Here is a 26,283-nt window from a genome sequence, read left to right as displayed (position 1 = left end):
ACATGGGCACGGAGCCGCCATACCGCCATGCGGGCGATGCATTGATGGCGGCTTTGCGATTACCGCCACTATGTGCAAATCACAGGGTAAACCTTGTAAGGAAGCACATCGCTGGCAAAGCCTAATTTCATTCAGGGCATCGACTTTTTCTCCACATTGTGGATTGTGAAACATGCCCCCCCGTTTCATCTCGCCATCAAAAGGAGCAAGCCATGAGAAACCATCGCAAAGCGGTGCGCCAGCGTATTCAGTCCGGACCGACCCTGTGGATGGGGGGCGCGCAGGACGCGCTGTCCGCATTGCTGGTCGATCAGTCGGATTTCGACGGCATCTTCACCACCGGCTTCGGCATAGCCGCTGCACTGCTGGGCCAGCCCGATGTCGAAATCTACACGCTGACCGAGAACGTGAGCGTGGTGAATCGCATCGTCAATGTGGTCAACAAGCCGGTCTTTGCCGACGCGGACACCGGTTACGGCAACGTCATCAACATGGCGCGAACCGTGCGCGAATTCGAGAAGGCGGGCGTGGTCGCCATCCAGATCGAAGATCAATTCAGCCCCAAGCGCTGTCCCGCCGCGGCGTCGACCATGCCGGTCATTCCCGTGCGTGATGCCGTCGCCAAGATCAAGGCCGCCGTTGATGCGCGCGTCGACCCCGACCTGCTGATCGTCGCGCGCACCGACGTGTTGGACCCGTCGGAAGCGATCGACCGCTGCGCTCAATATGCGGAGGCGGGCGCCGACCTGATCCAGCCGATCTCGCGCACCTTCAGCCGCTACGAAGAGTTGGTCAAACTCAAGGAGGTGTCAGGCCGTCGTCTCTCGTTGCAACTGATGCAGGGACTCTGGATGGCGGACCTCACACGGGAACAGGTCGAGTCCGTCGCCGCCTTCGCGAGCTATCCCCTGATCACGTTGATGAGCACGGTCCATGCGCTGCAGGAGAACCTTCGCGTGATGGCCAGCCGTCGTGGCGGTGACATGAACAGCCTGCCGTGCGGCCAGACGACGATGAGTGCGTTCAAGGAAACCATCGGCTGGAAGACCATCGAAGAGCGCCAGACGTACTACGAAACGATGGCCTGAACGCGGCTTCGCCGATGGCGCGTGACGCCCCGCTGTTGCCGCAACCGCCAGCGGTCTGACCCGTCAGTTTCGCTCGGCGGGCGACACGGCAGCGTCGCCCGTCGGCCTGGCCGCTTCCATGGTGGCGACCAGCTTGGCCACCTCGCGCTGCATCTGCCGCGCGATCTCGTGCCTGCGCTCCGGAAGCAGGCGACCTGCGATGGCCGCCACACTGATGGCCGCCACCGGGTTGTCGGGCGGAAACGCCACGCCGATGGACGCGGTGCCGGGCGTGACCGCGCCCTCCAGAAACGAGTAGCCCCGCGCGCGGCCTTCGGCGATGGCGTCGTACAGAAAGTCGGCCGTGAACGACGCGAACTTTTCATAGCGATGGGCATTCGCCTCGACCAGCGCATGCGCCTCCGAAGCAGGCAATGCACAGAGGATTGCCAGTCCACCGGCGCCGACGCCCAACGGCCTTCTGACGCCGACATCGAGCGACAGTGACTTGATCGGGAAGTCGCCGAGCGCACGGTTTGCACAGACCGCTTCGAGACCGCTGCGCTCGCTCAGGTAGACGGTGTCCTGCGTGAATTCGGCCAGGCGATGCAGCGTCGCATCGCACAGTTCGGCCAGCCGGTAGCGGGGTCGTGCCAGCAAGCCCAATTCATGCAGCAGGGGACCGAGAAAGTATTTCTTGCTGTGCGGGTCGCGGTCGAGCATGCCTTCGATTTCCAGCCGACGAAGCATCCGAAAACAAGTCGCCTCGGTCAGTCCCGATGTGGCGACGACTTCGCCGACACGCATGCCGCGACGTCCGCGCGAGGCAATGACGCGCAGCACGTCGACGACCCTTTCAATGCTTTGAGTGCCGGATCGAGAGTCCCCACTTTGTGAAGGATTCTTGAATCGATCGGCTGCGGGACTGGCTTTTGCAATCATCGCGCCGATCATATGGAGTCCACATTGTGATGCTCTAACTATTAACCCTCAACGCGGTGGCTGGCTGCACTTCTAGCATCGAGCCCATGAAGACGCCTCACCTGTCGATCGCACCGGACTATGTGGATACCAGTGCCGGTCCGTTGCGACTCTGGCATGGCGGCACCGGGCCTTCGCTGCTCGTGCTGCCCGGACTGTTGTGCTCGGCGAGTGTCATGGCACGACGGTTGGGCCAGGCCTGTCCGGGCTGGACGATCACGGTACTCGAGTTGCCTGGCATCGGTGGTTCGGCCCGCATCGCGCCGCTGAGTACCGTACAGATCGCTGCGTTGACCGAAGAGGCCGTGGCATCGCTGGGCATCGACATGCGCGCGGTCGCGGCGGTGCTGGCCTACGATTTGAGCGCGCCCATCGCCGAGGCCCTTGCCATGCGACACCCATCGATGCGGTGGCTACTGGTCGATGCCGAGATCGCCGGGGAGTGGGTCGCTCGCCATGTCGCGCCGCCTTCGCTGACGTTGCGTCCGGACGGCACGCATCTCAGCGCCTTGTGGACGCACATTCGCGACTGCGCCATGCTTGACGCCGGGAATCCGACGCGGGTTTCGAAGGTTGGCAGTCCGCTGTTCGATGCAGAGGATCTCGATGCGGCCGTGGTGGCGGCCGCGGTCGACCCGGGAGGCTATGAGCGTCTGTGGGCCTGCTGCGCTGCGGACTTCGATCGAAGCGCCAGCCGCACGGATCGCAGTCGCGAAGTCGCGTCGTCGGATGTCGCGGCGTTGCTCGCGCAATGGCTTCGAGAGGCACCCGTGCCGGAGCCCGATGCCCGGACATCCAGGCCGGTCACCGACAGCATGACGTCGACCGCGCCAGCCGTGCGCTCCGGGTACCTGCAAACGCCATCCGGGCGTGTCCATGTTCGACGCGCCGGCAGCGGCAGTGGCCGCACGCTGCTGATGTTTCATTCCGCGCCGGGCTCCGCCGCACCGCTGGAGGCGTTGATTCGGGGCCTGGCCCAGGATCGCGAAGTCGTGGCCTGCGACTATCTCGGCAACGGAGACTCGGACAAGGCCGTCGGCGGAGTCGATGCGGACATCGACATCGCGACACTGGCGCGCCATGGCCGGGAGGTCGCAGATGTCTTGGGCCTGGCGCAGGTGGACCTGTTCGGCACGCACACCGGCGCGATGATCGCGATGGAGTTCGCCATACGGTGGCCGGCGCGCGTGGGTCGCATGATCCTCGAGGCGCCGGTGCTGATCGACCCCGACTTTGCCGCGGACATCCTGGCGCACTACCTTCCGCCCCTGGTGCCGGACCGGTGGGGCACGCACTTGCTGCGCGCATGGAACATGCGACGCGACATGTTTCTGTTCTGGCCCTGGTACCGGCAGGAACGCGCCGCTGCCAGATCGCTGGGCTCGCCGCCGCTTCGGACCCTGCACGACTGGACGGTCGGCCTGCTCAAGAGCGGCACGACTTACCACCTGTCCTATCGCGCGGCCTTCGTCTACGACACGCGTTCGAGACTGCCCTTGCTCCCGCGGCCCGCACTGGTTTGCGCCGGTCCGGCGGACATGTTGGTCGAAGGCTTGGAGGAAGCGCGGCGACTCGCGCCTGCCGGTACGCAGGTCGCAGCAACGCCGGCCACGGTTTGGTATCCAGGGCAGGCACCCGAAGCGGTACGCACAACGATCGCTTCGTACGAGGCGTTTCTGCGGGCCGCATGACGGCGCAGTGATGTCTCCTGGAGGTCGGCCGAGGGCGAAATCATCTCTACATTGTGGAGACACCAACAGACCTTGAAGCGAACTTCAAGCAATTCACTCGTGATCGAAGTCAATTTCCTCTCCACATCGTGGAGATATGTACGTTTACCCTGTGAAGGCGGTGATCGGACAGCCTAACAATCCGTTCACAAAGAGACCACGGCGAAAACAATGAAGACATTCAAGATCGGTTCGTATCACGTGACGCGCATTGAAGAAATGTTGACGCCGGGATTCAAGCCCGAGTTCCTCTTTCCGGACTACACACCCGACATCTTCGAAGAGCACAAGGTCCTGGGCGGGCCGAGATTCTGGGACGTGCCCACACAGAAGGTCATGTCGAGCATGCACTCGTGGATGATCCGCGACGACAAGCACACGATCCTGGTCGATACCGGCTGCGGCAACGACAAGACGCGGGCCCTGCCGCTGTTCGAGCGCTTCCATCAATTGCATCTGCCCTACCTCGACCGCCTTGCCGAATCCGGCGTGCGCCCCGAGGACGTGACACTGGTGATCTGCACGCACCTGCACATCGATCATGTGGGATGGAACACGCGGCTGGTCGACGGCAAATGGGTTCCGACCTTTCCCAACGCCAAGTACATCTTCTCGCGTCGCGAATTCGAGCATTGGCAGTCGCCGACCGGCGGTCACCTCACGATGCCGGAGAACATCGCTGTCATCGAAGACAGCGTGATGCCGATCATCGAAGCAGGGCAGGCCGAATTCATCGATGACGGATCCAGGATCATCGAAGGACTGTTCTTCCAGGACGCGCTCGGCCACACCGCCGGTCACGGCATGCTGAAGCTGGAGTCCGGCAACGATGCGGCGATCTTTCCGGGCGATTCGCTGCATCAGCCGATGCAGGTGTTTCGCCCCGACTGGAACAGCCGTTTCTGCGAGTTGCCGAGCCAGGCTCGTGCCACGCGGCGTTCGATCCTCGACTATTGCCACGAGCGCAATGCATTGCTGCTGCCGGCCCATTTCGGTGCCCCGCATGGCGGATACGTGAAGCGCCATGCAACCGGCTACGACTTCAAACCCGCCGACGACCTCGTGGTGGCCGGCTGAGTCCGGCTTCTGACATTGCCTGGTAACCCGAAAGATCCATCCCCAATGCAAGACGAATCCTTTCTCTCCGTACTGCGCGACGCCGTGGGCTCGGCCCAGGTGTTGTCGGACAGCGTGACATGCGAGTACTACGCAAACGACATCTTCTGGCAGCCGGGCATCGTGCCGCTGTGCGTCGTGTTGCCGCAAACGCAGGCGCAGGCCGTGGCTGCGGTCAAGGCGGCCTCTGCGCACGAGATCGCCATCGTGCCGCGCGGCGGTGGCATGTCCTATACCAAAGGCTACCTGCCGGAGAGCACGCAGACGATCGTCATCGATACGCGCAAGCTGAACACGGTGCTCGAGATCAACGTGCCCGACAGGTACATCACGGTGGAGGCCGGTTGCACCTGGGCGCAGGTGCACGAAGCGCTGAAGGGCTCGGGTATGAACACCGGCTACTGGGGGCCTCTCTCCGGCATCAACGCCACGGTCGGCGGGGCGTTGTCGCAGAACAGCGCCTTCTTCGGATCGACGCTGCATGGCACTGTCGCGGCGAGCGTGTTGGGCGTGACAGTGCTGCTGGCCAGCGGCGAAGTCGTCACTACCGGGTCGGGTGGCCGCGTGGGCACGAAACCTTTCACGCGCTACGCCGGGCCGGACATGACGGGTCTCTTTCTTGGCGACACCGGCTCGCTGGGTCTGAAGCTCGCCGCCACGCTCAGGCTCGACGCGGCCAATCAACATCTGGACTATTTGGGCTTCGGATTCGAAGACATGAAGTCGATGGCGCTGGCCCAGGCCGAGATGAGTGCAGTGCAGGCCATCTCCGAAGGCTTCGGCATAGACCGCGCCAAGGCGTTGAACTCGGCAAGCGTCAACAAGCTTTCCGATGGGGTGAAGATCCTGGGCAGCGTTGCCCGGTCGTCCAAAGGTCTGTTTCAGGGAATCAAGGACGCTGTGAACGTCGCCACCACAGGCGCCAATTACCTGGCCGACCACGAGTGTTCGCTGCATCTCGTCGTCGAAGGCAAGACGGCCGACGCGCTGGCCGCCAACCTGGTCGCACTGCGCGCGATCGGCAAGAAGCACGGCATCGAGATCGAGAACGCGGCGGCGCGCGTGATGCGCTCGCGTCCCTTCAACCCGGTGCGCGGCATGCTCGGCGCGGATGGTCAGCGCTGGGTGCCCATCCATGCGGTATTTCCATTGAGCGAGACCGCGCGCGTCGTTGAAGCGAGTGCGGCCTATTTCAGGAGTCAGGCCGCGATGATGAAGGCGCACGGGATCATCCTGTCGCACCTCACCATGACGGTCGGCAACGAATTCTTTCTGGAGCCGGCCTTCTATTGGCAGGACGAGATCACGCCGTTGCACCGCCAAAGCCTGGGCGACGACGTCGTCGGGCCGTGGCTGGACCGCCCCGCAAACCTGGCGGCTCGCGAGGCGGTGATCGCGTTGCGCAAGGGTGTACAGCAGGTCTATCTGGAACTGGGCGGCGTCAACTGGCAAATCGGCCGCGATTACCCGCTGCAGCAGGTGATGAAGCAGGAGACCTGGAACATGCTGACGGCCATCAAGAACGCGTTGGACCCCAAGGGCCTCATGAATCCCGGTTCGCTCGGATTACGCAACGCGGCCTGAAGCAAAGCGCTCTTGAGCGCTGTTGAACATACTCGAACCGGAGACAAATCTATGGGTTCCACGATCACTGAAAAAATCCTTGCGCGCGTGTCGGGCCTGGAGTCCGTCAAGGCCGGCGACGAGGTCATGGCCAAGCCCGACTTCGTTCTGGCCTATGACTTCCCCGGCTACACCGATGTGATCTTCAAGCAGTTGAAGAACGACTTCGGCATCACCAAGATGCCGGAGCCGGAGCGCTTCGGCATCTTCATCGACCACATGGTCCCGACCATCACACCGGCCGAAGAAGAGTTGCACAAGGGAACGCGTGAATGGACGACGAACAACGACGTCCAGCTCTACGAGCGCAAGGGCATCGGACATCAGGTGTCGTCCGAGGTGGGTTACGCGACGCCGGGCGCGTTCGTCGTTCACTTTGACGGCCATGTGAGCCAGTTGGGCACCTTCGGTACGCTGGCGATGGGTCTGCGCCGCAACGTGCTCGAGGCCTTTGCGCTGGAGCGGGTTTCGATCCGCGTGCCGCAGACAACCCGTGTCGATCTGGTCGGCAAGCTCCAGCCGGGAGTCATGGCGCGCGATGTATTTCATCACCTGGTGCGCGTGCTGGGTCCGGCGTCCTGTCGTTTCCAGGTGCTCGAGATCGGCGGACCTGCGGTCGCCGACATGTCGAACGATGCCCTGCAAACCATCACCGGTCTGGCGATGTTCACCGGCGCCGTTACCGCCATCGTCAACCCCGATGCCAAGCGCCTCGAATACGCGCTGCCCCGTGCGCGCAAGAAGCTCGATCCCGTCTACAGCGATGACGATGCGCACTATGCCGCACGCCACGAGATCGACCTTTCGACGCTTGAGCCCATCATCGTGATACCGCCGAGTCCGGCGAACACGCGTGACCTGAAGGACTATCTCGACCTTCCGGTCCACACGGGCTATCTCGGCTCCTGCGCCTCCGGCCGCATTGAAGATATGCGTGCCGCGGCGAAGGTGCTGGCAGGTCGACAGGTCGCGCCCGGTTTCGCCTTGCACGTCGTGCCGACCAGCCAGGAAATCATGGCCGCCGCTTCAAGGGAAGGGCTGCTGTCGGTGTTCGTCGAGGCCGGCGCTTTCGTGTCATCGCCGTCGTGTGACTATTGCTTCGGCCGTATTGCGACCATGGCACCCGGGCAACGCGCCGTGTCGACCGGCACGCTGAATGTGCGCGGGCGCATGGGCAGCCCGGATTCGGAGATCTATCTGTGCAACGCGGCTGTTCTCGCGGCCTCGGCGGTCGAAGGCAAGATCGCCGACCCGCGTCCTTATCTGGCCGGTTGAAGGAGCAAGGCATGGCTCTCATGAACCTACGCGGCCGCGTGGCCTTCAAGTTCGACGAGGTCGACTTCGACGTCGACCAGATCGTCGGCGTCAAGAACATCAAGACCACCAACATCGACGAGCTGAGCAAGGCCGCGATGCAGGAATACGACACGGCCTTCGCCAGCCTGGTGAAACCCGGCGATCTGCTGCTGGGCAATCACAACTTCGGCTACGGACATCCTCACTATCCGCCGATGAAAGCCATGCGCCACATGGGCATCGCGGGCGTCATTGCCGAGTCGTTTTCGCCAGGCTACTGGCGCGGCGAAATCAGCATGGGCTTTCCCCAGGTGTCCTGTCCGGGCATCCTTCAGTTCGCCGCACGCTGGGATGAACTGGAGGTGGATTGGGCGCAGCAATGCATACGCAATCTGACGCAGGGAACCGAGATCGCCTTCGAGCCGCTGCCACGCGCCGACCTGGACATGCTGGAAGCCGGCGGACTCGAGACCTATTTGAAAAAGAGATTTCTTGCCGATGCGACGCGGACTGCCCAACACGCGCATCCCTGAACGCTCGAACGACATAACCACCTGAGGAGACGAGATGAAAAACTGGAACACAAAGAATGGTTCGTGGGCGGTGGCCGCCTTGACCGCCCTGGCCGTGTACGCCGTGCCGGTGTCGGCGCAGGGCCTGGCGCCTGGCGACTACAAGATCGGTTTCGTGACTGAAAACACGGGTGCGATCGCCTCCGCCGGCCAGTCCTATTGGAACGGCGCGCAACTGGCGGCGGAAGAAGTCAAGTCGGGCAAGTATCTCGGCGCCGCGTCGATCGTGCTGGACCCGAAGGAAAGCGGAAGCGATGCCGCCCGTGCCATCCAGGCGACCAATCAGTTCGTGGCCGATCCGTCTTTGCTGGCAATCAGCTGCTGCATTCTTTCGCCCGTGGCCGGTTCGCTGAAGCCGATCGTGACCGAAGCGAAAACGCCTTTGGTGATCTTCGGCGCGACGGCGGCCGGCTTGCCGCAACTGCCGTTCGTCTACAGCATGACCATTCTGCCCGGTCCCAAGGACAAGGCCACGGCGCTGAGAGTCGCCGACGCACTCAAACCGAAGACTGCCGCGTACATCCTCGCGGCCGACAACGACGCTTTCAAAGGCCGCATGAACGCGACGCGTGAAGCGCTCGAGGCCAAGGGCATAACGACCGCCGGCGTGGTCAGCGTGCTCACGAAAGACACCGACTTCACCGCTGCTGCGACGCAGGCCATGGGTCTGAAGCCCGACATGATCCTGGTCTATGCAACGCAAGGTGCGGCTGCCGGTTCGATCACCGCATTGAAGGATCGCGGCTACACCAAGACCATCGTCGGCAACGACGTTCTGTCGCCAGTTTCCATCTTCAAGAAGATGGGCGATTCGGTCGTCGGCGTGCCGTTCCCGGTCAGCTTCTCGGACTCGATCGTGGAGACGCCTGAAGCCAAGGCTTTCGTTGCGGCCTACCAGAAGAAGTTCAACGCGTCGCCCGACATCTATTCGGCCCAGGGCTATCAAGTGGTGTGGTTCATTGCGCAGGGGTTGAAGTCACTCTCCGGCAAGCCGACCCGCGAAGCGCTGGCCCAGGCGCTTTCGAAGGTGACGAAGATCGACCATCAGGTCTACGGCGGCGAGTCCATGAAGGACGGGCAGGCAGAGACGGCCGGCACGCTGGTCGTGGCCTGGTCTGCCGAGGGCAAGATCGTGCCTTGGGTCGCACCCAAATAGGCGCGCAATCATGCAACTCTTCATCGAGCAACTGATCAACGGTTGTGCGCTCGGTGCGTTGTACGCACTTTTCGGACTCGGCTTCGGGATCGTTTTTTCGACGCTCGGCATTCTGAATGCGGCACACGGCAGCTATGCGAGTTGGGCCGCGATCGCGGCACTGGCAGCGGTCGAACAACTGAAGATGCCTTTTCTTCCAGCGCTGGTGATCGGTGTCGTCGGGGGTGGGCTGCTCGCCGTGGTGGTCGATCAGATCGCCTTCCAGCCGCTGCGCAAGCGTGGCAGCGGCATGCTCGGCGCGCTCATCACCAGCATCGCGTTCTGGATCATTCTCGACAACCTGGCCGGCACCGCGACAGGTCAGCAAAGCCTGAGCTTTCCTCGCGGCAGCTATCCCGGGACCATGTTCCGTATCGGCGAGATCCCGATTCCGGCGATGCAGCTCATCACGGTGGCTGTCATGCTCGTCGTGACGTTCGGCCTGCACATGCTGATTCGGCGCAGCCGCTTCGGTGCGGCGATGCGCGCCGTCGGCTGGAATCAGACAGCAGCCTCGCTGGGTGGGGTCAATCCGCGTTATGTCGTGATCGTGACTGCCTTCATCGCCGGGGCGACCTCCGGCCTGGCCGGTGTTCTCGGCGGCATCACCACGCACAACGTTTCGTTTCTCCTGGGCGAAGGGTTGCTGCTCAAGGGGTTCGCCGCCGTGGTGGTCGGCGGCTATGACGACGTTCGCGGCACGGCCGTCGCAGGCGTCGGGCTCGGCGTGCTCGAAGTGATGTCGGCGCAGTACCTGTCGTCGGGGCTGCGCGATGGCATCACCTATGCGCTGCTACTGACCTTCCTACTCGTTCGACCGCGCGGCCTCTTCGGCAGCCTCGGTTTTTCGCGGGCCTGACACCATGCAAGCACTTGCCGATTTCTGGCGTACCTACCAGAGCACGGTCGCGTTCGCGATCGTCAATTCCTTCTTCGCACTCAGCACCTATTCGGTCCTCTCGGTCGGTATCCTGAGTTTTGCCACGGTGACCTACGCCGCCATCGGCGGCTTCGTGGGTGCGCGGCTGATCCTGCAGACGGGGCTTGATCCGATATTGCTCTTGCCCGCGGCCATGGCCGCCGGCGCGTTGCTGGCCTATGCGGTCGCCTTGATCTTCCTCAGGCTGGAGAGCCACTGGATGGCGCTGGCGACACTGGCACTCATCTTGATCGTACGTGTGGCTGTCATCAACGTGCCCGGCGTCACCGGCGGTGTGAACGGCCTGAGCGTGCCGGTTACCCTTCCGCTCGGCATTCTGGGCGTCCTGCTGGCCGCCGCCATGATCGTGTTCTACCGGCTCTCGGTATCTTGGTACGGCATCGCCGCGCAGGCGGTGCGCGAAGACCCGGCCGTTGCATCGAGCCTGGGCATCGCGCCACGCAGGATACAAACGATCGCCTTCATCATCTCCGGCGCGGTCGGCGGCCTGGGCGGGATGCTGTTGGCGTTGGTGCTGCAGTTCCTCTCGCCTGACACCTACTTCGTCAACATCGCGTTCACCATGATCGCGGCGGTGGTGCTGGGCGGGTCGTACCACTGGATCGGCGCGATCATCGGAGCGGCGGTGTTCACCGCGTTGCCGGTGATCGCGCAGGCTTTCGTGCCGCACTTCCAGGAAGTGGCGAACGGGGTCGTGCTGCTGCTCATCATGATCTTCCTGCCGCGCGGGCTGGTCGATCCACGCGCCATCCGTCTACGTCGAGCTGCACGCAACGCCGATGCCGAAGGCGCGCCCGCGAGAGCGACGCCCGTTGCCGGAGCCGCACAGTGACCGCGACGGGCATCGCATCCGACGCGCCGCTGTTGGCCGTGGACGCCATTGGCAAGAACTTCGGCGGTGTCGCCGCCGTGTCCGGCCTTTCGATGACGGTGAAGGCCGGCAGCGTCGCAGGGGTGATGGGACCGAACGGTGCCGGCAAGACCACGTTGGTCAATCTCATCAGTGGCCTGCTGCCATCGGACACCGGCACCATCCGCTTCGGCGGCGTCGAGATCCAGCGCAGTCCTGCCTACGACATCGCATCGCAGGGAATCGCACGGACGTACCAGAACGTGCGTCTCTTCAGCGGCATGACGGTGCTCGAGCAGGTGATGGCAGGCTGCTATCTGCGGCGCGGCACGTCGCTGTGGTCGTCGTTCCTCGGGCTGCCCAAGGCACGCGCCGCGCGCAAAGCGGTCGAGCTTCACGCCTTCGAACTGCTTGAGCGCGTGCAACTGGGTCGGCTGGCCCACGTGCTGGCGGAGACACTGTCCTATGGAGAACAGCGCCGCGTCGAAATTGCGCGCGCACTGGGGACCGGGCCGCGACTCCTGCTGCTCGACGAGCCCACCGCCGGCATGAATGTGCAGGAATCGAACGAGATCGGAAGTCTCGTGCACAGCCTGCGCGACGGCGGATTGACAGTGCTGATGGTGGAACACAACGTGCGGCTGGTCAAAGAGTTCTGCGACCACGTCACGGTGATGAACTTCGGCCGACTGCTTGCCCATGGAACACCCGCAGACTGCATGGCGCATCCCGATGTGCAGGCTGCCTATTTTGGAAATACTGCCGATGCTGACCGTATCCGGGCTTTGCGCTAGCTACGGCGCCATCCGCGCCGTCACCAACCTCAGCTTCGAGGTCAAGCCACGCAGCATGGTGGCCATACTCGGTGCCAACGGCGCGGGCAAATCGACCACGTTGCGCAGCGTCGCCGGCTTGCATCGGCCTGTCAAAGGCTCGATCAAACTGGATGGCGAAGAGATTTCGGCGATGGCGGTTCATCGTGTGGTTCGCCGTGGGCTGGCGCTGGTGCCTGAAGGGCGGATGGTTGTCGCGCCGCTCACGGTGGAAGATAACCTGAAGCTCAGCAGTTACGCAGGGCGCGGCAAGGCGGGCGACCTGATGGCGCGTGTCTACGACCTGTTTCCTCGCCTCAAGGAACGACGTGGCCAGATCGCGGGCCTGATGAGCGGTGGCGAACAGCAGATGCTCGCCATCGGCCGCGCGCTCATGACCGAGCCCAGCATGCTCGTGCTCGACGAACCTTCCATGGGATTGGCGCCATCGATCGTGGACCTGGTGTTCCAGGCGATCGTCACCCTGCATCGCGAAGGCCAGTCGATCCTGCTCGTCGAGCAGAACGCCGAGATTGCGTTGTCCGTCTGCGACTACGCATATTTGATGAAGAGGGGTTCGATCGTGACGGAGGGAACGGTCGATGCATTGCGTGCAGATGCCGGCGTTCTCGAGGCCTATCTGGCTTAGCAGGCTGTTGAGTTTCCCCCTGCGTGGACGAGGCGCGGGTGATTGGATCCAGCGCGGAAATGCCGCACATCAGAGCGGCTGGATGTTGGCCGCCTTGATGAGCTTCTCGTACTTCAGAAGATCCTTCTGAACGATCTCATTGAGCTCCGCAGGCGTGCTCGGCGCGGCCTCGGAGCCGGTGACCAGCAGCTTCTTGCGGACCTCCGGGTCCCGCAACGCCTGCGTGATGGCGGCGTTCAGGGTCTGGATGACCGGTGCCGGCGTGTTGGCCGGCGCAAACAGGCCCCACCACGACTCGAGTTCGAAGCCGGGCACGCCGGCCTCGGCCGCGGTCGGCACATTGGGCAGGAGGGGAGAGCGCGTCCTGGCCGTGACAGCCAGCGGACGGAGCTTGCCGCTTTCGATCAGGGCCATTGCGCCGGCCATGGGTGCCGAATAGACGTCGACCTGGCCGCCCAAGAGCGCGAGGAAGGCCGGCTGATCCCCCTGATAGGGCACGTGCGTCATCTCGGTCTGCGTGAGATTCCGCAGCATCTCCATCGTGAGGTGCGGGCTGCCGCCGGCACCGGAGGACGCGTAGTTGAGCGTGCCTGGATGGGTGCGAGCCGCGGTCACCAGATCCTGCAGGCTGCGGGCCGGGTGATCGGCGCGCACGGTGAACACGTTCTGGATCCGGGCCACCAGCGACACCGGCGCGAGCTCGGTGCGCACGTTGTACTGGAGGCTTTGGTAGATGAACGGCGCCATCGTCAGGTTGGCGCCGCCCAGCAAGATCGTGTAGCCGTCGGGTGCCGCCTTGGCAACGTACGTGTAGCCGATGTTGCCGTTGGCCCCTGCACGGTTTTCGATCACCACCGGCTGCTTCAGATACTCCGCCATCTTTTGTCCGAGCAGGCGGCCGTGCAGATCGCCGCCACCGCCTGCCGGAAACGGCACGATCAATTTGATCGGACGCGACGGGTACTCGTTCTGCGCAAGCGCCGGGATGCCCAGACCGACGGCCAGGCCCACGATCAGGAGGCGGATGGATGCATGCATGAATGGAGCGTCCGATGTTGAAGGGGTCGACCACACGCCTGCGCGTGTCCAGTGCTTCAATGTAGGTATCGCTGCCCCGGTGGTGTTTCCGCAATCGCCATAGCTGTATTGCATCCTGCGCAATGCAGTGGGCGATCTCGCCACGTGCTGCGAAGCGGACCGCCGGGGATCAGAACAGGCTGTGGCGACCCGCTGTCATCACCAGTTCGCTCACCTTCTGCGAGACCAGCGTCACCGCACTGGCGGGCGCCTTGGTCTTGCTGTGGGCAATCGAGATGGTGGCGCTGATCGTCGGGTCGACGATGCGGGCCGCCTGCAGCTTGCCGGCGGCAAGTTCTTCACCCAGGGCGTGGTGCGAGAGGATGACGTTGACGTGTTCGTTCATGGCCAGCGTCTTCAGTACACCGAGCGAGTCGGTCTCGAGGATCGGCGTGAGGGTGACGCGCGCGGTACGCGCCTTGACGTCGATTTCATGCCGCAGGCCGTTGGGTGCACTCGGGAGCACCAGCGGGAGGGACGCGAGCGCGCGGAATGGCACGGTCTCGCCCGCCGTGGGGCGGTCTCCTCGACCACCGACCAGGAACGCATCGCCGACCAACAGGGCGGTCTCATGGGCCGGCAGCGGGGTGTTGTACCGATAGAGCAGGCCGATGTCGGCCCGGCCATCGGCCAGCCACTCCTCGACCTTGCCACTCGCGCCCTCGAGCACGCGCAGCCGTGCGCCGGGATGGTGCTCGCGCAGAAAGGCGAAGAGCGGACCCACGATGACGTGGGCCATCGACGGCATGAGCGCGAGCGTGACCTGGCCGGAGAGTGGACGGGTGCGGCCGCGGATGTCCAGCTCCAGCTGCTCGGCCTGGCAGAGCAATTCGCGCACCTGCGGCAGGATGCGCGCGCCCGTCTCCGACAGTTTCACGCCACGACCGGTGCGCTCGAACAGCCGCGCGCCGCACTGCAGTTCGAGCGCCGTGAGGTGGCGGCTGAGCGCGGTCTGGTTGCTGTCGAGGTGCAGGGCCGCGCGCGTGAGCGTTCCTTCCTCCGCCACCGTGACGAACATTTTCCAGCGCTGAAGGTTGGCGGTGATGTCGAGCTGAATGGAACTGGCTTTGGGCATCGTGAAAGGGCGGGGGCAGACGTGAACTGAACAGGAGGAGGCGCGAGCCTCGTCGACGGACAGCGCAATATTCATGCTAGCCGATGGCGTCAGCGCCCAACGCCGATCGCCGTCTTGCAGCCGGTGCAAACCAGCTATGGCGTTTTATGGATCACAGCGCCTGCACCGCTGCCTACAGTGTGGCGTGCCCTGTCCATCCGAAAGCCGCCCATGCCCCGCGCCGTCGTCTGTCTGACTTTCGATCTCGATGCGCTTTCCCTCTGGTTGGCGCGTGGCATCACGTCGCCGACGCCGATGTCGCGCGGCGAGTTCGCGGTGGTCGGTGCGCGCCGCATCCTGGCGCTGCTCCGGCGCTTCGAGGTGCGCTCGACGTGGTTCATTCCCGGCCACACCATCCAGACCTATCCCGAACTGTGCCGCGAAGTGTTCGATGCCGGCCACGAGATCGGTCACCACGGCTGGTCGCATGTGGCGCCGGGAAACCTCACGCGCGAGCAGGAGGAATCCGGGCTGGTGCGCGGCAACGAGGCGATCCGCTCGATCACCGGTGCCAACGCCGCCGGCTACCGCTCCCCTGCGTGGGACCTGAGCCCGCATTCCATCGAGCTGCTGCTCGCCCACGGCTTCACCTACGACAGCAGCATGATGGCTGACGACTACACGCCTTATTGCGTTCGCCAGGGTGACGTGTTCGCGCAGGACACGCCCGTGGTCTTCGGAGAGCGGAGTCCGCTGCTGGAGATGCCGGTCAGCTGGACGCTCGACGACTTTCCGCACTTCGAATACACGCGCATCGGCACCTCGACCGCGATCCCCGGACTGATGAACGCCAATGCCGTGTTGGACAACTGGGTCGAGGACTTCCTCTACATGAAGGACAACCTCGATTGGGGCGCCATCACCTACACCTTCCATCCCGAAGTGATCGGTCGCGGCCATCGCATGCGCATGCTGGAGCGCCTGATCGCGCGGCTGCGTGATGAAGGTGCGTCCTTCGAACGCCTGGGCGACGCGGCGCACGAGCACATCGCGCGCCGCGTGCCCTGATTTCCTTCCTTACCGAGAGACACCACCCGTGCAAGCCTCCTTCGAAAACGACGGCGTCCGTCTGAACTACTACATCGACGATTTCACCGATGCATGGCGCCATGCGCCCACGATCTTCATGGTGCACGGCGCGATGGCGAACGCACAGCGTTTCGCGTCCTGGGTGCCCGGCCTGTCGCGTCAGTACCGCGTGGTGCGCATGGACATGCGCGGCCATGGCGAGAGCAGCGTGCCGTCCCTGGATGCGGAACTGTCGCTGAAGGTGCTGGTGCGCGACGCGTTGGCGCTGATGGATCACCTGGGCCTGGACAAGGTGCACTTCGTCGGCAACTCGGCGGGCGGTTACGTGGGCCAGCACATGGCGATGGACCATGCGGAGCGGATCGCCACACTGTCGCTGTTCGGCTCGGCACCCGGTCTCAAGAACAGCCAGGCCGGCACCTGGCTGGCGAAGGTGGGCGACCGTGGCCTGCGCAACTTCCTGGCCGACACGATCGACGACCGCTTTCCGCCGCACCTGATCGGCACACCCCAGGTCGAGCATTTCCTGGATGCGCTGTCGCGCAACGACGTGCCCTTCATCGGCAAGTTCGTCGGCTACATGGCCTCGCAGGAATGGTCGGCGCAGTTGCACCGCATCCAGTGCCCCACGCTTGTCGTGGTGCCCGGGGCCGGCCGGATCGGTTCGGCGGATGTCTACCGGCCGATGCGTGAGCAGATGCCGCGCGCCGAGGTGCTGTTGTACGAAGGCGAACGCCACAGCATCTGCGAATACCTGCCCGAACGCTGCGTCGCCGATCTGCTGAGCTTCCTGGCGCGCCACCGCGCACTGGCACATGTCGCCTGAGCAATACATCCAGCACGATGCGCTGGGGCTTGCCGCGCTCGTGGCGGCGGGCGAGGTCACGCCGGGCGAACTGATGCGTTGCGCCATTGCGCTCGCACGCGAACGTGGCCCGGTGCTGAATGCCATCTGCCACGCCGAATACGACGCGGCGCAGGAATGGGCCGAGCGCTGGACACCGCGGGGCGTGTTCCAGGGCTTGCCCTTCCTTTTGAAGGACGCGTCGCTGGCATCGACCCGGCTGCCCGCGAGCGTGGGCTCGCGGCTGTTCGCGGGTACGCGCTACGACTGCGACGCCACGCTGGTCCAGCGCTTCGAACGCGCCGGCCTGCTGCCGTTCGCGCGCACCACCGTGCCCGAGTTCTGCATGGCGCCGACCACCGAGGCCGCCCACAATGGCGGCCCGACGCGCAATCCCTGGGATCTATCGCGTTCGCCTGGCGGCTCCAGCGGTGGGGCCGCCGCGGCGGTGGCCGCCGGCATCGTGCCGTTGGCGCACGGCAACGACGGTGGCGGTTCGATCCGTATCCCGGCGGCGTGCTGCGGTGTCTATGGCTTGAAGCCTTCGCGTGGGTTGCTGCCCATGGGGCCGGCGCGCGGCGAGGGCTGGGGTGGCCTGGCCACCGATGGCGTGCTGAGCCGCACCGTGCGAGACACCGCCGCGGCGCTGGACGCCGTGGCAGGCAGCGAACCTGGCGCCCCTTACGCCGCTCCCGCACGGCCGGACTCGTTCCTGGCGCAGCTCGGCGCGACCCCGCGGCCATTCCGCATCGCCGTCTGGCGAGAGGCCTGGAACGACATCGCGGTCGACCGAGAGCCTGCGGCCGCGCTCGAACACACGGTCGCGCTCTGCCGTGCGCTGGGCCACACCGTGGTGGACGGCGCCGTGCCTGCCATCGACTACACCGCCTTCATTCAGGGTGTGATCGACGTGATGGCGGCCAACATCAAGGCGTCGAGCGATGTGCGGCTCGCCGTCCTGGGTCGTGCGTTGCGCGACGATGACCTGGAACCCGCCATGCTCGACGGTTATGAACTCGGTGCCCGCATGGGTGCGGGCGCGTACATCGCCGCGATCCAGAACTTCCATGCCATCGGACGTGCATTTGCACGTGCGATGGAAGGCTTTGACATGGTGCTCACGCCCGCACTCACGTCGCTGCCGGTGCCGCTCGGCCAGCTGTCCATGCGGGGCCCGAGCTTTGCCGACTTCCGCCGCCAGGTGGCGCGCTACACGCCGTTCCTCGCGGTCGTCAACGCGGCCGGCCTGCCCGCCGCCTGCCTGCCGCTGCAGTGGACCGAGGCGGGTCTGCCCGTGGCCTGTCAGTTGATCGCCAACTTCGGTCGCGAAGACCAGCTGCTGCAGCTGTCGGCGCAACTCGAGGACGCTGCGCCCTGGGCTGCACGCCGACCGTCCGTGTTCGCCGCGGCGAGCGCGTGACACGACAGAAGCGTCATGCCGCATTACGCCCGCTCGCAAGCCCGCCCCTGGATTCGCCAGAACCTCCGGGGGTACATCACCGTCCTGTACACGCCGTTCCTGCCCGACGGCAGCATCGACGAGCCCGGTCTTCGACACAACGCCGAGATGACGCTTCGCCAGCCTGGCGTCGGTGGTCTCGCGGTCAACTCGCTGCATCAGGAGTTCTGGACGATGACGGCAGCGGAGCGCAAGCGCGTGGCCGATGTGGTGCTGGAGGCCGTCGCGGGCCGCAAGCCGGTGGTGGTGGGCTGCTCGGACCCCGCCGCGGCCAACGTGATCGACTTCGTGCGCCATGCACAGAGCGCCGGTGCCGACGCCGTCATGGTCTGGCCGCCCTACTACGGAGTGCGCACGGCGGATGGCGTGCATGCCTTCTACGAACAGGTGGCCGGCCGGATCGACATCGGCATGTTCGTCTACAGCACGACCCTGGCCGAACTCGGCTTCTACATGACCCCCGAGATGGTCGAGAGGTTGCTGCACATCGAGCATCTGGCCGCGGTGATGAGCACCACACTCAACTTCTCGAGCTACGCCGCGATGATGGAGCGCGTGGGTGACAGGGTCAGCGTCACCACCTCGCTCGAGGAGTACTTCCTGTTCGGAAAGCTGGCCTTTCCCGAGCGGGCACCGGACTTCCTTTTCGGCGCGTCACGGCCGATGTTCGTGCAGTCGCACGCCAATCCGCAATGCGCCGATTTTCTGGACGCCGTGCAGCAGGGCGACTACGTGGCCGCTGCCGCCTGCGTGCGCCGCATCGTGGCGATCGCCGAGAAGCTGCAGAGTCGCTACTTCGCCAAGGGCTTCCACAACGTGGGACTGTCCAAGGAGCTGACTGCGTTTTTCGGGCTGAGGAGCGGCGGCGTCCGTGCGCCGCTCAGTCCGCCGACAGCCGACGAGCTGCAGGAATGCGTCCAGATCTTGCGTGACGCCGGATTGCTTCCCGTCGGCCAATGAACTCGACCGCTTCTCCACCAACCTCAACCCTTCAGGCCTCATCGTGAACCTCATCCAACGACTTGCGGGGGCCGCGGCCCTCTGCCTGCTGACCGCAGGCGCAGCCCTGGCTGCTACCTTCCCGGAGAAGCCGGTGCGCCTCATCGTGCCGTTCCCGGCCGGAGGAACCACGGATATCCTGGCCCGCATGCTGCAGGTGCCGGCCCAAGCGGCCGCAGGACAGCCGTTCGTCATCGACAACCGTCCGGGCGGCGCGTCCACCATCGGCTCATCCGTTGTGGCACGCGGGCCGACCGATGGCTACACGCTGCTGCTGACCGATCTCGGCATCGTGGTCAATCCGGGCCTGCTCAAGCAGATGCCTTACAACACCACGAAGGACTTCCGTGCCGTGATCGGCCTGGCGAAGGCGCCGCTGGTGCTGCTCGTCAATCCCTCGGTGCCCGTGAACACGTTGCCCGAACTCATCGCGCTGGCCAAGTCGAAGCCGGGCGCGCTCAACTACGGTTCGGGCGGCAACGGTGCGTCCACCCACATCGCCGGCGAGATGTTCAAGCTGGCAACCGGTCTGGACATCGTTCATGTGCCGTTCCAAGGCGTCGCGCCCGCCATGACGGCGCTCGTCGGTGGCCAGGTGGAGATGTACTTCGGCGGCACGACCACCGCGCAGAGCTATCTGGCGACCGGAAAGCTCAAGGCCCTGGCCATCACCAGTGACCAGCGCAGCCCCTTGCTGCCGAACGTCCCGACCTTCAAGGAACTGGGCATCCAGGGCATGAACGCCGACACGTACTGGGGCCTGTACGCGAACAGCGGCACCGACGACGCCAAGGTCCAGGCACTGAACGAGATCTTCCGCAAGGCCCTGAATGATCCGGCGGTCGTCGCGCGCGCGAAGGAGCTGGGGCTCGAGCTGATACCCAACACGCCGCAGGAACAACAGAAGCAATTTCTGAGCATGGTCCAGTACTGGCAGGACTTCTTCAAGAAAACGGGCATCACGCTCGAATGAGCACTCGGGAGCACAGGCCCCCGGTGCGCATCGGGCGGCTGCAGGATCGAGTCGCGTTGCTGGTCGGTGCGGGCACGGGCATCGGCCGGGCGACCGCGGTGGCCTACGCGCGCGAAGGCGCACGCGTGGCCCTGGCCGACATCCGCGTCAATGCCGCGCGCGATCTCGCCCGTGAACTGAAGGCCGAAGGCGCGACGGCGGAAGCCTACGGCGTCGACGTCACCGACGAGGACAGCGTGCGACGACTGGTCGACGCCGTTATCTCGCGCTTCGGCAGGCTGGATACGCTGTTCAACTCCTTCGGTGGATCCTCGCCCGAAGACGCACCGGCCACCGAACTCGACCTGTCGGTCTGGGAGAGGACCCTGACCCTGGATCTGCGCGGCACCCTGCTGATGGCCCGGCACGCCGTTCCGGCCATGATTCGCTCGGGCGGCGGCACGCTGGTCAACATGTCCTCGGGTGCTGCGCTCCTGGGAACAGGCCGTGCGCACGCGTACGCATCTGCCAAGGGAGCGGTCAACTCGCTCACGCGGGCGCTGGCCGGTGCCTATGCCAAGCACAACGTTCGCGTGAATGCCATCTGCGCCGGTCGCATCAACACCGAGCGCGTGCGCGAGGCCTACGGCATGCCGGGCGCGGCGGGGCAGCACGTCGATCACTTCGATGTCGACCGGATCAGCCGGACGTATCCGTTCTGGGTGGGCGAGCCGGAGGACATCGCAGCCATTGCCGTTTTTCTGGCATGCGCCGACTCGCGGATGATCACGGGCTCCTCGATCGAGGCCAATGGGGGGCGCAGCGCGTACTGATGACGGCGCGTTGCGTGAGGCGTTGATGTACCCGCTCCCTGCGCCGCCAAGGTGCGCAGTTGGTTTCATCGCATCGACGGTAAAAACGCGGACGTTCTGCCGAGCGCGCGTCGGCATCGAGCGACGTGGCCGCAGGCGACCATGCTGGATTTGCAATCCTGATCAGCCACTTGGAATCGGAACTGTGTGCAGTGCATCAGTTTCGACATTTCATCGATTTCAGGCGTTTCCGCGAAATTTCGCCGGACGCGCCAGGATCGCAGGCATCGCGGGGGCCGATGTGTGCCGAACGCCATTGGATGTGCGCCGTCGCGCGTCGATGGTCCATCCATGCATATCCCTGATCTATGCGACGTGCGGCAGCGTGACGCGTGCGTCTCCCGCACCTGTCGTGCGGTTGCGCCCGGCCTTCTTGGACTCGAACAGCAGACGCTCGGCGCGCCGGTAGAAGGCCTGCGGCCGCTCCTCCGCATGGATCTGCACCACGCCCAGACTCGCGCTGAGCATGGTGGTTTCACCGGACATCGGGTCCATGGCGTTCGCCGCGGCGATCTGTGCACGCAATCGCTCTCCCTGCATCAGCGCTTCCTGCAATGGGCAGTCGTACAACAGAAGTCCGAACTCATCGCCGCCCAATCGGCTGGCGATGTCCAGCGGGTCGCGCTGAAAGCCTGCAATCACCTCACCGATCGCGACGAGCGCGGCGTCGCCTGCCAAGTGCCCGTGCGTGTCGTTGTAGTCCTTGAGGCAATCGACGTTGATGAGCAAAAAGGAGATTGCGCGCTGCTCGTGTACCGCGCGTCGGCGAACGAGCTCGAAGTGGTCGCTCAACCAACGCCTGTTCTGCAACCCGGTCAGCGGGTCGAGCATCACCTGCTGTCGAAGCAGGCCGCGCATCAGGAATTGCTCGCGACTCGCCATCTCGCGCAAGTAACCCGTGATGCTCGCGAACGCTGCCGTCAGCAGCAGAAGGAATAGAAACATGGCCTGACCGCTTCGCTGTTCCGGTGGCAGGAGGAAAAACCCGGGCAGCGTGCTCAAGAAAGCCATCGCGAACGAGATCACCATGCTTTGTCGAAATACCAAACCCATCGGGAAGAAGGCCGCCAGGATGGGAATCAAAAGCAGCAGGTCGGCATGCGGCAGGTCGTGAATCCAGTAGAGGGATGACGTGACCCCGCCTGCCAGGGCGACTGGCAGAAACACCGAGGCAACCACCGCCCCACGGCTCACCATGCTGCGCGTCAGGATCAGGCCGACACAGCAAAGTCCCAGGATGAACTCGCATGCGCGTATCGCGACGATGACCCAGACCCAATTGGGTCTTTCAGGAAGATCTCCCGTGTCGCGCAGGCGGAAGATGTCCGCCAGGATCAGCAGGAACCAGCCGGCCATTCCAAAGGCGACCAGGATGCGGGCATTCGGTCGGTGAGCCACCAACAGATACTTCGAATATTCGCGCTCCAGCGGCGCATCGAAGCGCGCCCCGCGGTAGCCCTTGGCCAGCTGCTGGGCGTGCGCACTGGTGGTCGCCATGTCGCGCAACCAGGCTGCGTCGAACTTGGACTGCCAGCCGCGGCCGGCCGGCGCGGCCTCGCGTTCCTCGATCCAGTGGGTGTTCGGGCCGAACAGTTCGTTCGCCGTCTCGACGATGATCTCGCAGTCGCGGCGCACCGCAGGCCCGCTGCGTCGCCACTCTGTGTACTCATGCGTGAGTTGGTGCTGCGGAAAATGCCCGCTGCTGCGAATGCGGATTTCTGTCATCGGGATGTGTCGTTGTCGACGATCGGGCCATCTCTCTTTCCAGTCCGAATCCTTGGCAAGCCTCTGGACGAGGCGGAGTCGTTGGGTCGATTGTGCCTTCGCAGATCCCTTTTTTTCCCTGCAATGCGATCGCGTCGGAACCAGTGTCGAGGGCCGCATATCGCGCACGGAACGTGGGGTCCTTCCAGTGAGTCGTCTGCTGCACTCAGGGGAGGCGGCCTGCCCGACAGGGTTGCCGCGGCTTCAGCGCGCGTACTTCAGACCGTCTTCCCACGCGCCGCGCATCTTCGCCAGAAGTGTGGATGGCACCCGTGCGTCCCCCCGGGGCATCGTCCAGTGTCTGGTGCATCGCCTGTGCGATTCTGGCCAGGATCTGCGCCGCTGCTGGCTGGTCCGGGTCGGGTTCGAGATAGCGGAACTCATAGGTCGATCCCTTGAGCAGCTGGCCAGCCCGCGGATCTTCTCAGGCAGCATCGTCGTCGGCCTGGAAGCGGCGGGCCACATCTTGCGCCGAAGGCCGCCCCACCGGTTCGAGTCGTATCCCGACACCGAGCGCACCCAGAACAGCCATCAACGACGACACGGTGGTGTCTTGACCTGCTTCGAGGCGGTGGATCGTCTGGCAAACGGATTGTGTCAGTCATGGCTTGCAACTGATGATGTGATCACCTCCGTGACTCAGGAGAGGAGTCGCCATCCAAAAAGGCAGAGGCCGACCAGCATCAGCACGAGGCCTGCGATTCCCAGCGCCATCGCCCATACGGGCGGCTCTGCTGTCGCTGTTCCTTTTTTACTCTGGTCTGGGAGCAGATCGATCTCTCACACAGCCGGTGCGGGCGGCAGGCCAAGCAGCTTCTCGATGGACAGGCCGATGGCCAGCAGCCGCCGGTCGCTGCCCAGCGGCCCGTCGATTTCCAGGCCCACCGGCAGGCCGCCGACGGACATGCCGGCGGGCTGCGCGAGCCCAGGCAAGCCCGCGTTGCTGCCTGGATCGACGTTGCGAATCAGCGCTTGAAACTGGGCTGCGGGACCGCCGGGCAGTGGCATGCCGTTGACCGATGCCGCACCTGAGAAGGTGGGGTCGATCAGCGAGGGCAGGATCGGCACGGTCGGAAACAACACGCCTTCCACCGCATGGGTGGCGAAGTAGTCCGCGTACAGCGAAACGAGCTGCGGGCGGTACACCGCGATGGCGTCGTCGTAGGCCGATTTGGGCATTGTCTTCGCGATGCCGAACACGCCTTGTACATCGGGGCTCGCAACCACGGCGATCACCTCCTCGACGCTGAGACCCATGTTCTCCTCCTTGAGAAAGTCGTCCAGGTCGCGGTGGCGGAACTCGTACAGCGCAACGGGCATGGAGACGCGTTCATTCAGCTCGCGCAGACCTTCCAGGTCGGCCTCGACGAACACGACGCCCGCATCGCGCAGCTGTCGCACGGCGGCCTGCAGGACGGCCTCCACCTGCGTGTCGAGGTTCTCCCAGAAATAAGCCCTGGGCAAACCGAGCCGTAGCCCGGCCAGGGGTACGGGCTCGATGGGCGGGCTGCCGGTCGCAACTGCGTCGAGCAAGGCCACGTCGGCCACGGTGCGCGCCATGGGCCCGACGGTGTCGCGCGTGCGCGAAATGGGCACCACGCCAGCGCCGTCATAGCGCCGTTGCGCGCCCCCGTTGCCAATCGATGGACGCAGACCGACGATGCCGCAGAACGAGGCGGGGTTGCGCACCGAGGCACCGGTGTCGGTGCCCAGCCCGGCGGGTGCCAAGCGCGCAGCGATACCGGCTGCGGTGCCACCCGACGAGCCGCCCGGGATGCGGTCGATGTCGTAGGGGTTCCTGACGAAGCCGAAGGCGGCGTTGCTCGAGGTACTGCCGAACGCCAACTCGTGCATGTTGGCCTTGCCCAGCACGATGGCACCGGCACTCAGGAAGATGTCGAGCACCGGCGCATTGCGGACGGGCACCACCGCGTCGAAGGCATGGGTGCCGGCGGTGGTCCTGATGCCTTGCGTGAGGATGTTGTCCTTCACCAGCAGCGGCAACCCCGCCAGCGGCCCGAGCGGCTCGCCACGGGCACGTGCGGCATCGACGGCGCGGGCGGCCTCGATGGCACCCGCGTCGTTGAGTGTGATCCAGCTGTTCAGGTGCTTCAGCGCGTGGGCGCGCCTCAGCAGCGTGCGTACGCAGGTCTCGGCCGTGAGCGCGCCGTCGGCGTAGGCGGCCAGCAATTCGACCGCGCTCAAGGCCGGTATGTCGTGTTCGTGTATGGACGCTCGGTTCATGGCGTGGATCTCCTGGCGTTCAGCGTGTGGCGGGAAGGTAGCGAGGTGCGGTTGCATCTTCCATGCCCTCGCCGGGCGGGCGCACGCATCGGCGTGACAACGCTGAAATAACCGCCGGTTATCGGGCTGGTATCGGGCGGACCTTTGCGGGTGCCCGGAGGCGCTTCAGTCCTCAGGCCAACGCCGTCGCAATGCCGATGGCCGTGTCGATCAGTTGGTTGCGCACGGCGCGCCGCCGGATGGCCACCACCTTGCGCTCGAAGCGCGCCCCCAGCACCGTCACGCGCTCCAGTCCGCGCGGTCCCACCGACTGCTCGCCGATGCGCGCCGGCAAGATTCCCATGCCGCAACCGGCCGCAGCCAGGTCGAGCGTGAGCTCCAGCGAGTTGCTCTCGATCACGGGCTGCAGAAGGCGGCCGCACTCGCGCTCCACGATGCGCCGCAGCACGTAGGGCTGCGGCGGCAGGATGAGGCGCTCCGTGGCGAGCTGTGCCACATGCATCTCGCGTGGCAACGAGGCGTCGATGCGGCGGTAGCCAACGAGCATTTCGTCGTGCAGCATCACGCGCTCCAGCCGCTCGGAGTCGACCGCCAGGTCGTACACCAGGCCCATGTCGGCCTTGCCGCGCACGATGGCCTCCACGACGTCATCCGAACTCGCCGTCATCAGGCTCAAGGTGGCCGCCGGCGCGCGGCGCAGGAATTCGGCCGAGAGCTCCGGCAGCATGTAGGCGGCCAGCGTGTTGACGGTCGATATGCGCAGCTGGCCCGTGAGCGCCTGTCCCACGTCCGTCACGGCCTGGTCGATCTGCTCGAAGGCCGGCTCCAGCCGCGCCAGCAGTTCGGCACCCGGCGCGGTCAGCGCAATGCCGCGGCCGTGCCGGCGAAAGAGCGCGAAGCCGAACTGCTCCTCCAGCCGCTGGATCTGCTTGCTGAGCGCGGGTTGAGAAACGTCGAGTGCCTCGGCCGCCTTGCGCAGCGAGGGCGAGCGTGCGGCCACGACGAATTGACGCAAGGCATGGTCGGAGTTGGACATGGTGTGAGCGAGGCTACCGTATCCCAATCGATAACAGAGGGTTATGTCAGCATTGCCGTCCG

At 64.8% G+C, this 26,283-nt stretch carries 23 protein-coding genes; 17 read left to right on the top strand and 6 right to left on the bottom strand.

Annotated elements, in window-relative coordinates; translation table 11 throughout:
* Positions 1-212 precede the first annotated feature (212 nt).
* A complete protein-coding gene (locus AC07PZ_RS02535; RefSeq protein WP_495293431.1) occupies positions 213-1,088 on the top strand; it encodes an isocitrate lyase/PEP mutase family protein in 876 nt (291 codons plus the stop codon).
* A 63-nt stretch (positions 1,089-1,151) separates the two neighbouring features.
* On the opposite strand, the gene AC07PZ_RS02530 is transcribed toward AC07PZ_RS02535, so the two are convergent.
* Positions 1,152-2,009 (bottom strand): IclR family transcriptional regulator, encoded by an 858-nt coding sequence (locus AC07PZ_RS02530; protein WP_495293430.1) that lies wholly within the window; start codon positions 2,007-2,009, stop codon positions 1,152-1,154.
* 182 nt (positions 2,010-2,191) lie between these two features.
* Between AC07PZ_RS02530 and AC07PZ_RS02525 the strand changes: the two genes are divergently transcribed.
* The 10 genes from AC07PZ_RS02525 to AC07PZ_RS02480 all read left to right on the top strand — a co-directional run bounded on the left by AC07PZ_RS02525 (position 2,192) and on the right by AC07PZ_RS02480 (position 12,831).
* The gene (locus tag AC07PZ_RS02525; RefSeq protein WP_495293429.1) at positions 2,192-3,739 is read left to right on the top strand and encodes an alpha/beta hydrolase; all 1,548 of its coding nucleotides are present in this window, start codon (positions 2,192-2,194) and stop codon (positions 3,737-3,739) included.
* 210 nt (positions 3,740-3,949) lie between these two features.
* The gene (locus AC07PZ_RS02520) at positions 3,950-4,855 is read left to right on the top strand and encodes an MBL fold metallo-hydrolase (RefSeq protein WP_495293428.1); all 906 of its coding nucleotides are present in this window, start codon (positions 3,950-3,952) and stop codon (positions 4,853-4,855) included.
* A gap of 84 nt (positions 4,856-4,939) precedes the next feature.
* A complete protein-coding gene (locus AC07PZ_RS02515) occupies positions 4,940-6,478 on the top strand; it encodes an FAD-binding oxidoreductase (RefSeq protein ID WP_495293427.1) in 1,539 nt (512 codons plus the stop codon).
* 12 nt (positions 6,479-6,490) lie between these two features.
* Positions 6,491-7,792, top strand: a complete 1,302-nt coding sequence (locus AC07PZ_RS02510) for a 3-isopropylmalate dehydratase large subunit (RefSeq protein WP_495293426.1) — start codon at positions 6,491-6,493, stop codon at positions 7,790-7,792.
* Positions 7,793-7,803: 11 nt separating this feature from the next.
* Positions 7,804-8,346: a 3-isopropylmalate dehydratase small subunit gene (locus AC07PZ_RS02505; RefSeq protein WP_495293425.1), complete on the top strand. Its 543-nt coding sequence runs from the start codon at positions 7,804-7,806 to the stop codon at positions 8,344-8,346.
* A gap of 34 nt (positions 8,347-8,380) precedes the next feature.
* Positions 8,381-9,541 carry an ABC transporter substrate-binding protein gene (locus tag AC07PZ_RS02500; RefSeq protein ID WP_495293424.1) on the top strand — a complete coding sequence of 387 codons (1,161 nt, stop codon included), beginning with the start codon at positions 8,381-8,383 and terminating at the stop codon, positions 9,539-9,541.
* Between the two features lie 10 nt (positions 9,542-9,551).
* Positions 9,552-10,439: a branched-chain amino acid ABC transporter permease gene (locus tag AC07PZ_RS02495; RefSeq protein WP_495293423.1), complete on the top strand. Its 888-nt coding sequence runs from the start codon at positions 9,552-9,554 to the stop codon at positions 10,437-10,439.
* 4 nt (positions 10,440-10,443) lie between these two features.
* The gene (locus AC07PZ_RS02490) at positions 10,444-11,352 is read left to right on the top strand and encodes a branched-chain amino acid ABC transporter permease (protein WP_495293422.1); all 909 of its coding nucleotides are present in this window, start codon (positions 10,444-10,446) and stop codon (positions 11,350-11,352) included.
* Positions 11,349-12,164 carry an ABC transporter ATP-binding protein gene (locus tag AC07PZ_RS02485; protein WP_495293421.1) on the top strand — a complete coding sequence of 272 codons (816 nt, stop codon included), beginning with the start codon at positions 11,349-11,351 and terminating at the stop codon, positions 12,162-12,164. Before AC07PZ_RS02490 ends, AC07PZ_RS02485 begins: the two co-directional genes overlap by 4 nt.
* Positions 12,136-12,831 (top strand): ABC transporter ATP-binding protein, encoded by a 696-nt coding sequence (locus AC07PZ_RS02480; RefSeq protein ID WP_495293420.1) that lies wholly within the window; start codon positions 12,136-12,138, stop codon positions 12,829-12,831. Before AC07PZ_RS02485 ends, AC07PZ_RS02480 begins: the two co-directional genes overlap by 29 nt.
* A 69-nt stretch (positions 12,832-12,900) precedes the next feature.
* Here AC07PZ_RS02480 and AC07PZ_RS02475 read toward each other — a convergent pair whose 3' ends face one another.
* The gene (locus AC07PZ_RS02475; RefSeq protein WP_495293419.1) at positions 12,901-13,869 is read right to left on the bottom strand and encodes a Bug family tripartite tricarboxylate transporter substrate binding protein; all 969 of its coding nucleotides are present in this window, start codon (positions 13,867-13,869) and stop codon (positions 12,901-12,903) included.
* 169 nt (positions 13,870-14,038) lie between these two features.
* Positions 14,039-14,983 carry a LysR family transcriptional regulator gene (locus AC07PZ_RS02470; protein WP_495293418.1) on the bottom strand — a complete coding sequence of 315 codons (945 nt, stop codon included), beginning with the start codon at positions 14,981-14,983 and terminating at the stop codon, positions 14,039-14,041.
* 210 nt (positions 14,984-15,193) lie between these two features.
* Between AC07PZ_RS02470 and AC07PZ_RS02465 the strand changes: the two genes are divergently transcribed.
* From AC07PZ_RS02465 to AC07PZ_RS02440, 6 genes are read left to right on the top strand one after another with little or no spacing between them, the layout of a single operon-like run.
* On the top strand, positions 15,194-16,030 hold the full coding sequence (locus AC07PZ_RS02465) for a polysaccharide deacetylase family protein (protein ID WP_495293417.1): 837 nt from the start codon (positions 15,194-15,196) through the stop codon (positions 16,028-16,030).
* A 28-nt stretch (positions 16,031-16,058) separates the two neighbouring features.
* Positions 16,059-16,877 carry an alpha/beta fold hydrolase gene (locus tag AC07PZ_RS02460; RefSeq protein WP_495293416.1) on the top strand — a complete coding sequence of 273 codons (819 nt, stop codon included), beginning with the start codon at positions 16,059-16,061 and terminating at the stop codon, positions 16,875-16,877.
* Positions 16,867-18,315 (top strand): amidase, encoded by a 1,449-nt coding sequence (locus AC07PZ_RS02455; RefSeq protein WP_495293415.1) that lies wholly within the window; start codon positions 16,867-16,869, stop codon positions 18,313-18,315. Before AC07PZ_RS02460 ends, AC07PZ_RS02455 begins: the two co-directional genes overlap by 11 nt.
* A 15-nt stretch (positions 18,316-18,330) precedes the next feature.
* Positions 18,331-19,314, top strand: a complete 984-nt coding sequence (locus AC07PZ_RS02450) for a dihydrodipicolinate synthase family protein (protein WP_495293414.1) — start codon at positions 18,331-18,333, stop codon at positions 19,312-19,314.
* A 43-nt stretch (positions 19,315-19,357) separates the two neighbouring features.
* Positions 19,358-20,326: a Bug family tripartite tricarboxylate transporter substrate binding protein gene (locus AC07PZ_RS02445; RefSeq protein WP_495293413.1), complete on the top strand. Its 969-nt coding sequence runs from the start codon at positions 19,358-19,360 to the stop codon at positions 20,324-20,326.
* A gap of 56 nt (positions 20,327-20,382) precedes the next feature.
* Positions 20,383-21,138: an SDR family NAD(P)-dependent oxidoreductase gene (locus tag AC07PZ_RS02440; protein WP_495293412.1), complete on the top strand. Its 756-nt coding sequence runs from the start codon at positions 20,383-20,385 to the stop codon at positions 21,136-21,138.
* Positions 21,139-21,483: 345 nt separating this feature from the next.
* Here AC07PZ_RS02440 and AC07PZ_RS02435 read toward each other — a convergent pair whose 3' ends face one another.
* The 3 genes from AC07PZ_RS02435 to AC07PZ_RS02425 all read right to left on the bottom strand — a co-directional run bounded on the left by AC07PZ_RS02435 (position 21,484) and on the right by AC07PZ_RS02425 (position 26,221).
* Positions 21,484-22,902, bottom strand: coding sequence for a GGDEF domain-containing protein (locus tag AC07PZ_RS02435; protein WP_495293411.1), 1,419 nt, complete (start codon positions 22,900-22,902; stop codon positions 21,484-21,486).
* Positions 22,903-23,721: 819 nt separating this feature from the next.
* The gene (iaaH, locus tag AC07PZ_RS02430) at positions 23,722-25,185 is read right to left on the bottom strand and encodes an indoleacetamide hydrolase (RefSeq protein WP_495293410.1); all 1,464 of its coding nucleotides are present in this window, start codon (positions 25,183-25,185) and stop codon (positions 23,722-23,724) included.
* A gap of 172 nt (positions 25,186-25,357) precedes the next feature.
* Positions 25,358-26,221: a LysR family transcriptional regulator gene (locus AC07PZ_RS02425; protein ID WP_495293409.1), complete on the bottom strand. Its 864-nt coding sequence runs from the start codon at positions 26,219-26,221 to the stop codon at positions 25,358-25,360.
* Positions 26,222-26,283: the final 62 nt, after the last annotated feature.

Source organism: Variovorax sp. GW821-FHT10B04, assembly GCF_059415645.1.
Note: the sequence above shows the minus strand (reverse complement) of the source record. Positions and strands in the feature narration are given on the sequence as shown.

Bases quoted from the DNA above. Each gene is read 5' to 3' on its own strand.
- AC07PZ_RS02495 (WP_495293423.1), top strand. From the start codon at position 9,552: ATGCAACTCTTCATCGAGCAACTGATCAACGGTTGTGCGCTCGGTGCG.
- iaaH (WP_495293410.1), bottom strand. From the start codon at position 25,185: ATGAACCGAGCGTCCATACACGAACACGACATACCGGCCTTGAGCGCG.
- AC07PZ_RS02475 (WP_495293419.1), bottom strand. From the start codon at position 13,869: ATGCATGCATCCATCCGCCTCCTGATCGTGGGCCTGGCCGTCGGTCTG.
- AC07PZ_RS02465 (WP_495293417.1), top strand. From the start codon at position 15,194: ATGCCCCGCGCCGTCGTCTGTCTGACTTTCGATCTCGATGCGCTTTCC.
- AC07PZ_RS02500 (WP_495293424.1), top strand. From the start codon at position 8,381: ATGAAAAACTGGAACACAAAGAATGGTTCGTGGGCGGTGGCCGCCTTG.
- AC07PZ_RS02480 (WP_495293420.1), top strand. From the start codon at position 12,136: ATGCTGACCGTATCCGGGCTTTGCGCTAGCTACGGCGCCATCCGCGCC.
- AC07PZ_RS02505 (WP_495293425.1), top strand. From the start codon at position 7,804: ATGGCTCTCATGAACCTACGCGGCCGCGTGGCCTTCAAGTTCGACGAG.
- AC07PZ_RS02435 (WP_495293411.1), bottom strand. From the start codon at position 22,902: ATGACAGAAATCCGCATTCGCAGCAGCGGGCATTTTCCGCAGCACCAA.
- AC07PZ_RS02490 (WP_495293422.1), top strand. From the start codon at position 10,444: ATGCAAGCACTTGCCGATTTCTGGCGTACCTACCAGAGCACGGTCGCG.
- AC07PZ_RS02425 (WP_495293409.1), bottom strand. From the start codon at position 26,221: ATGTCCAACTCCGACCATGCCTTGCGTCAATTCGTCGTGGCCGCACGC.
- AC07PZ_RS02520 (WP_495293428.1), top strand. From the start codon at position 3,950: ATGAAGACATTCAAGATCGGTTCGTATCACGTGACGCGCATTGAAGAA.
- AC07PZ_RS02535 (WP_495293431.1), top strand. From the start codon at position 213: ATGAGAAACCATCGCAAAGCGGTGCGCCAGCGTATTCAGTCCGGACCG.
- AC07PZ_RS02530 (WP_495293430.1), bottom strand. From the start codon at position 2,009: ATGATTGCAAAAGCCAGTCCCGCAGCCGATCGATTCAAGAATCCTTCA.
- AC07PZ_RS02470 (WP_495293418.1), bottom strand. From the start codon at position 14,983: ATGCCCAAAGCCAGTTCCATTCAGCTCGACATCACCGCCAACCTTCAG.
- AC07PZ_RS02455 (WP_495293415.1), top strand. From the start codon at position 16,867: ATGTCGCCTGAGCAATACATCCAGCACGATGCGCTGGGGCTTGCCGCG.
- AC07PZ_RS02450 (WP_495293414.1), top strand. From the start codon at position 18,331: ATGCCGCATTACGCCCGCTCGCAAGCCCGCCCCTGGATTCGCCAGAAC.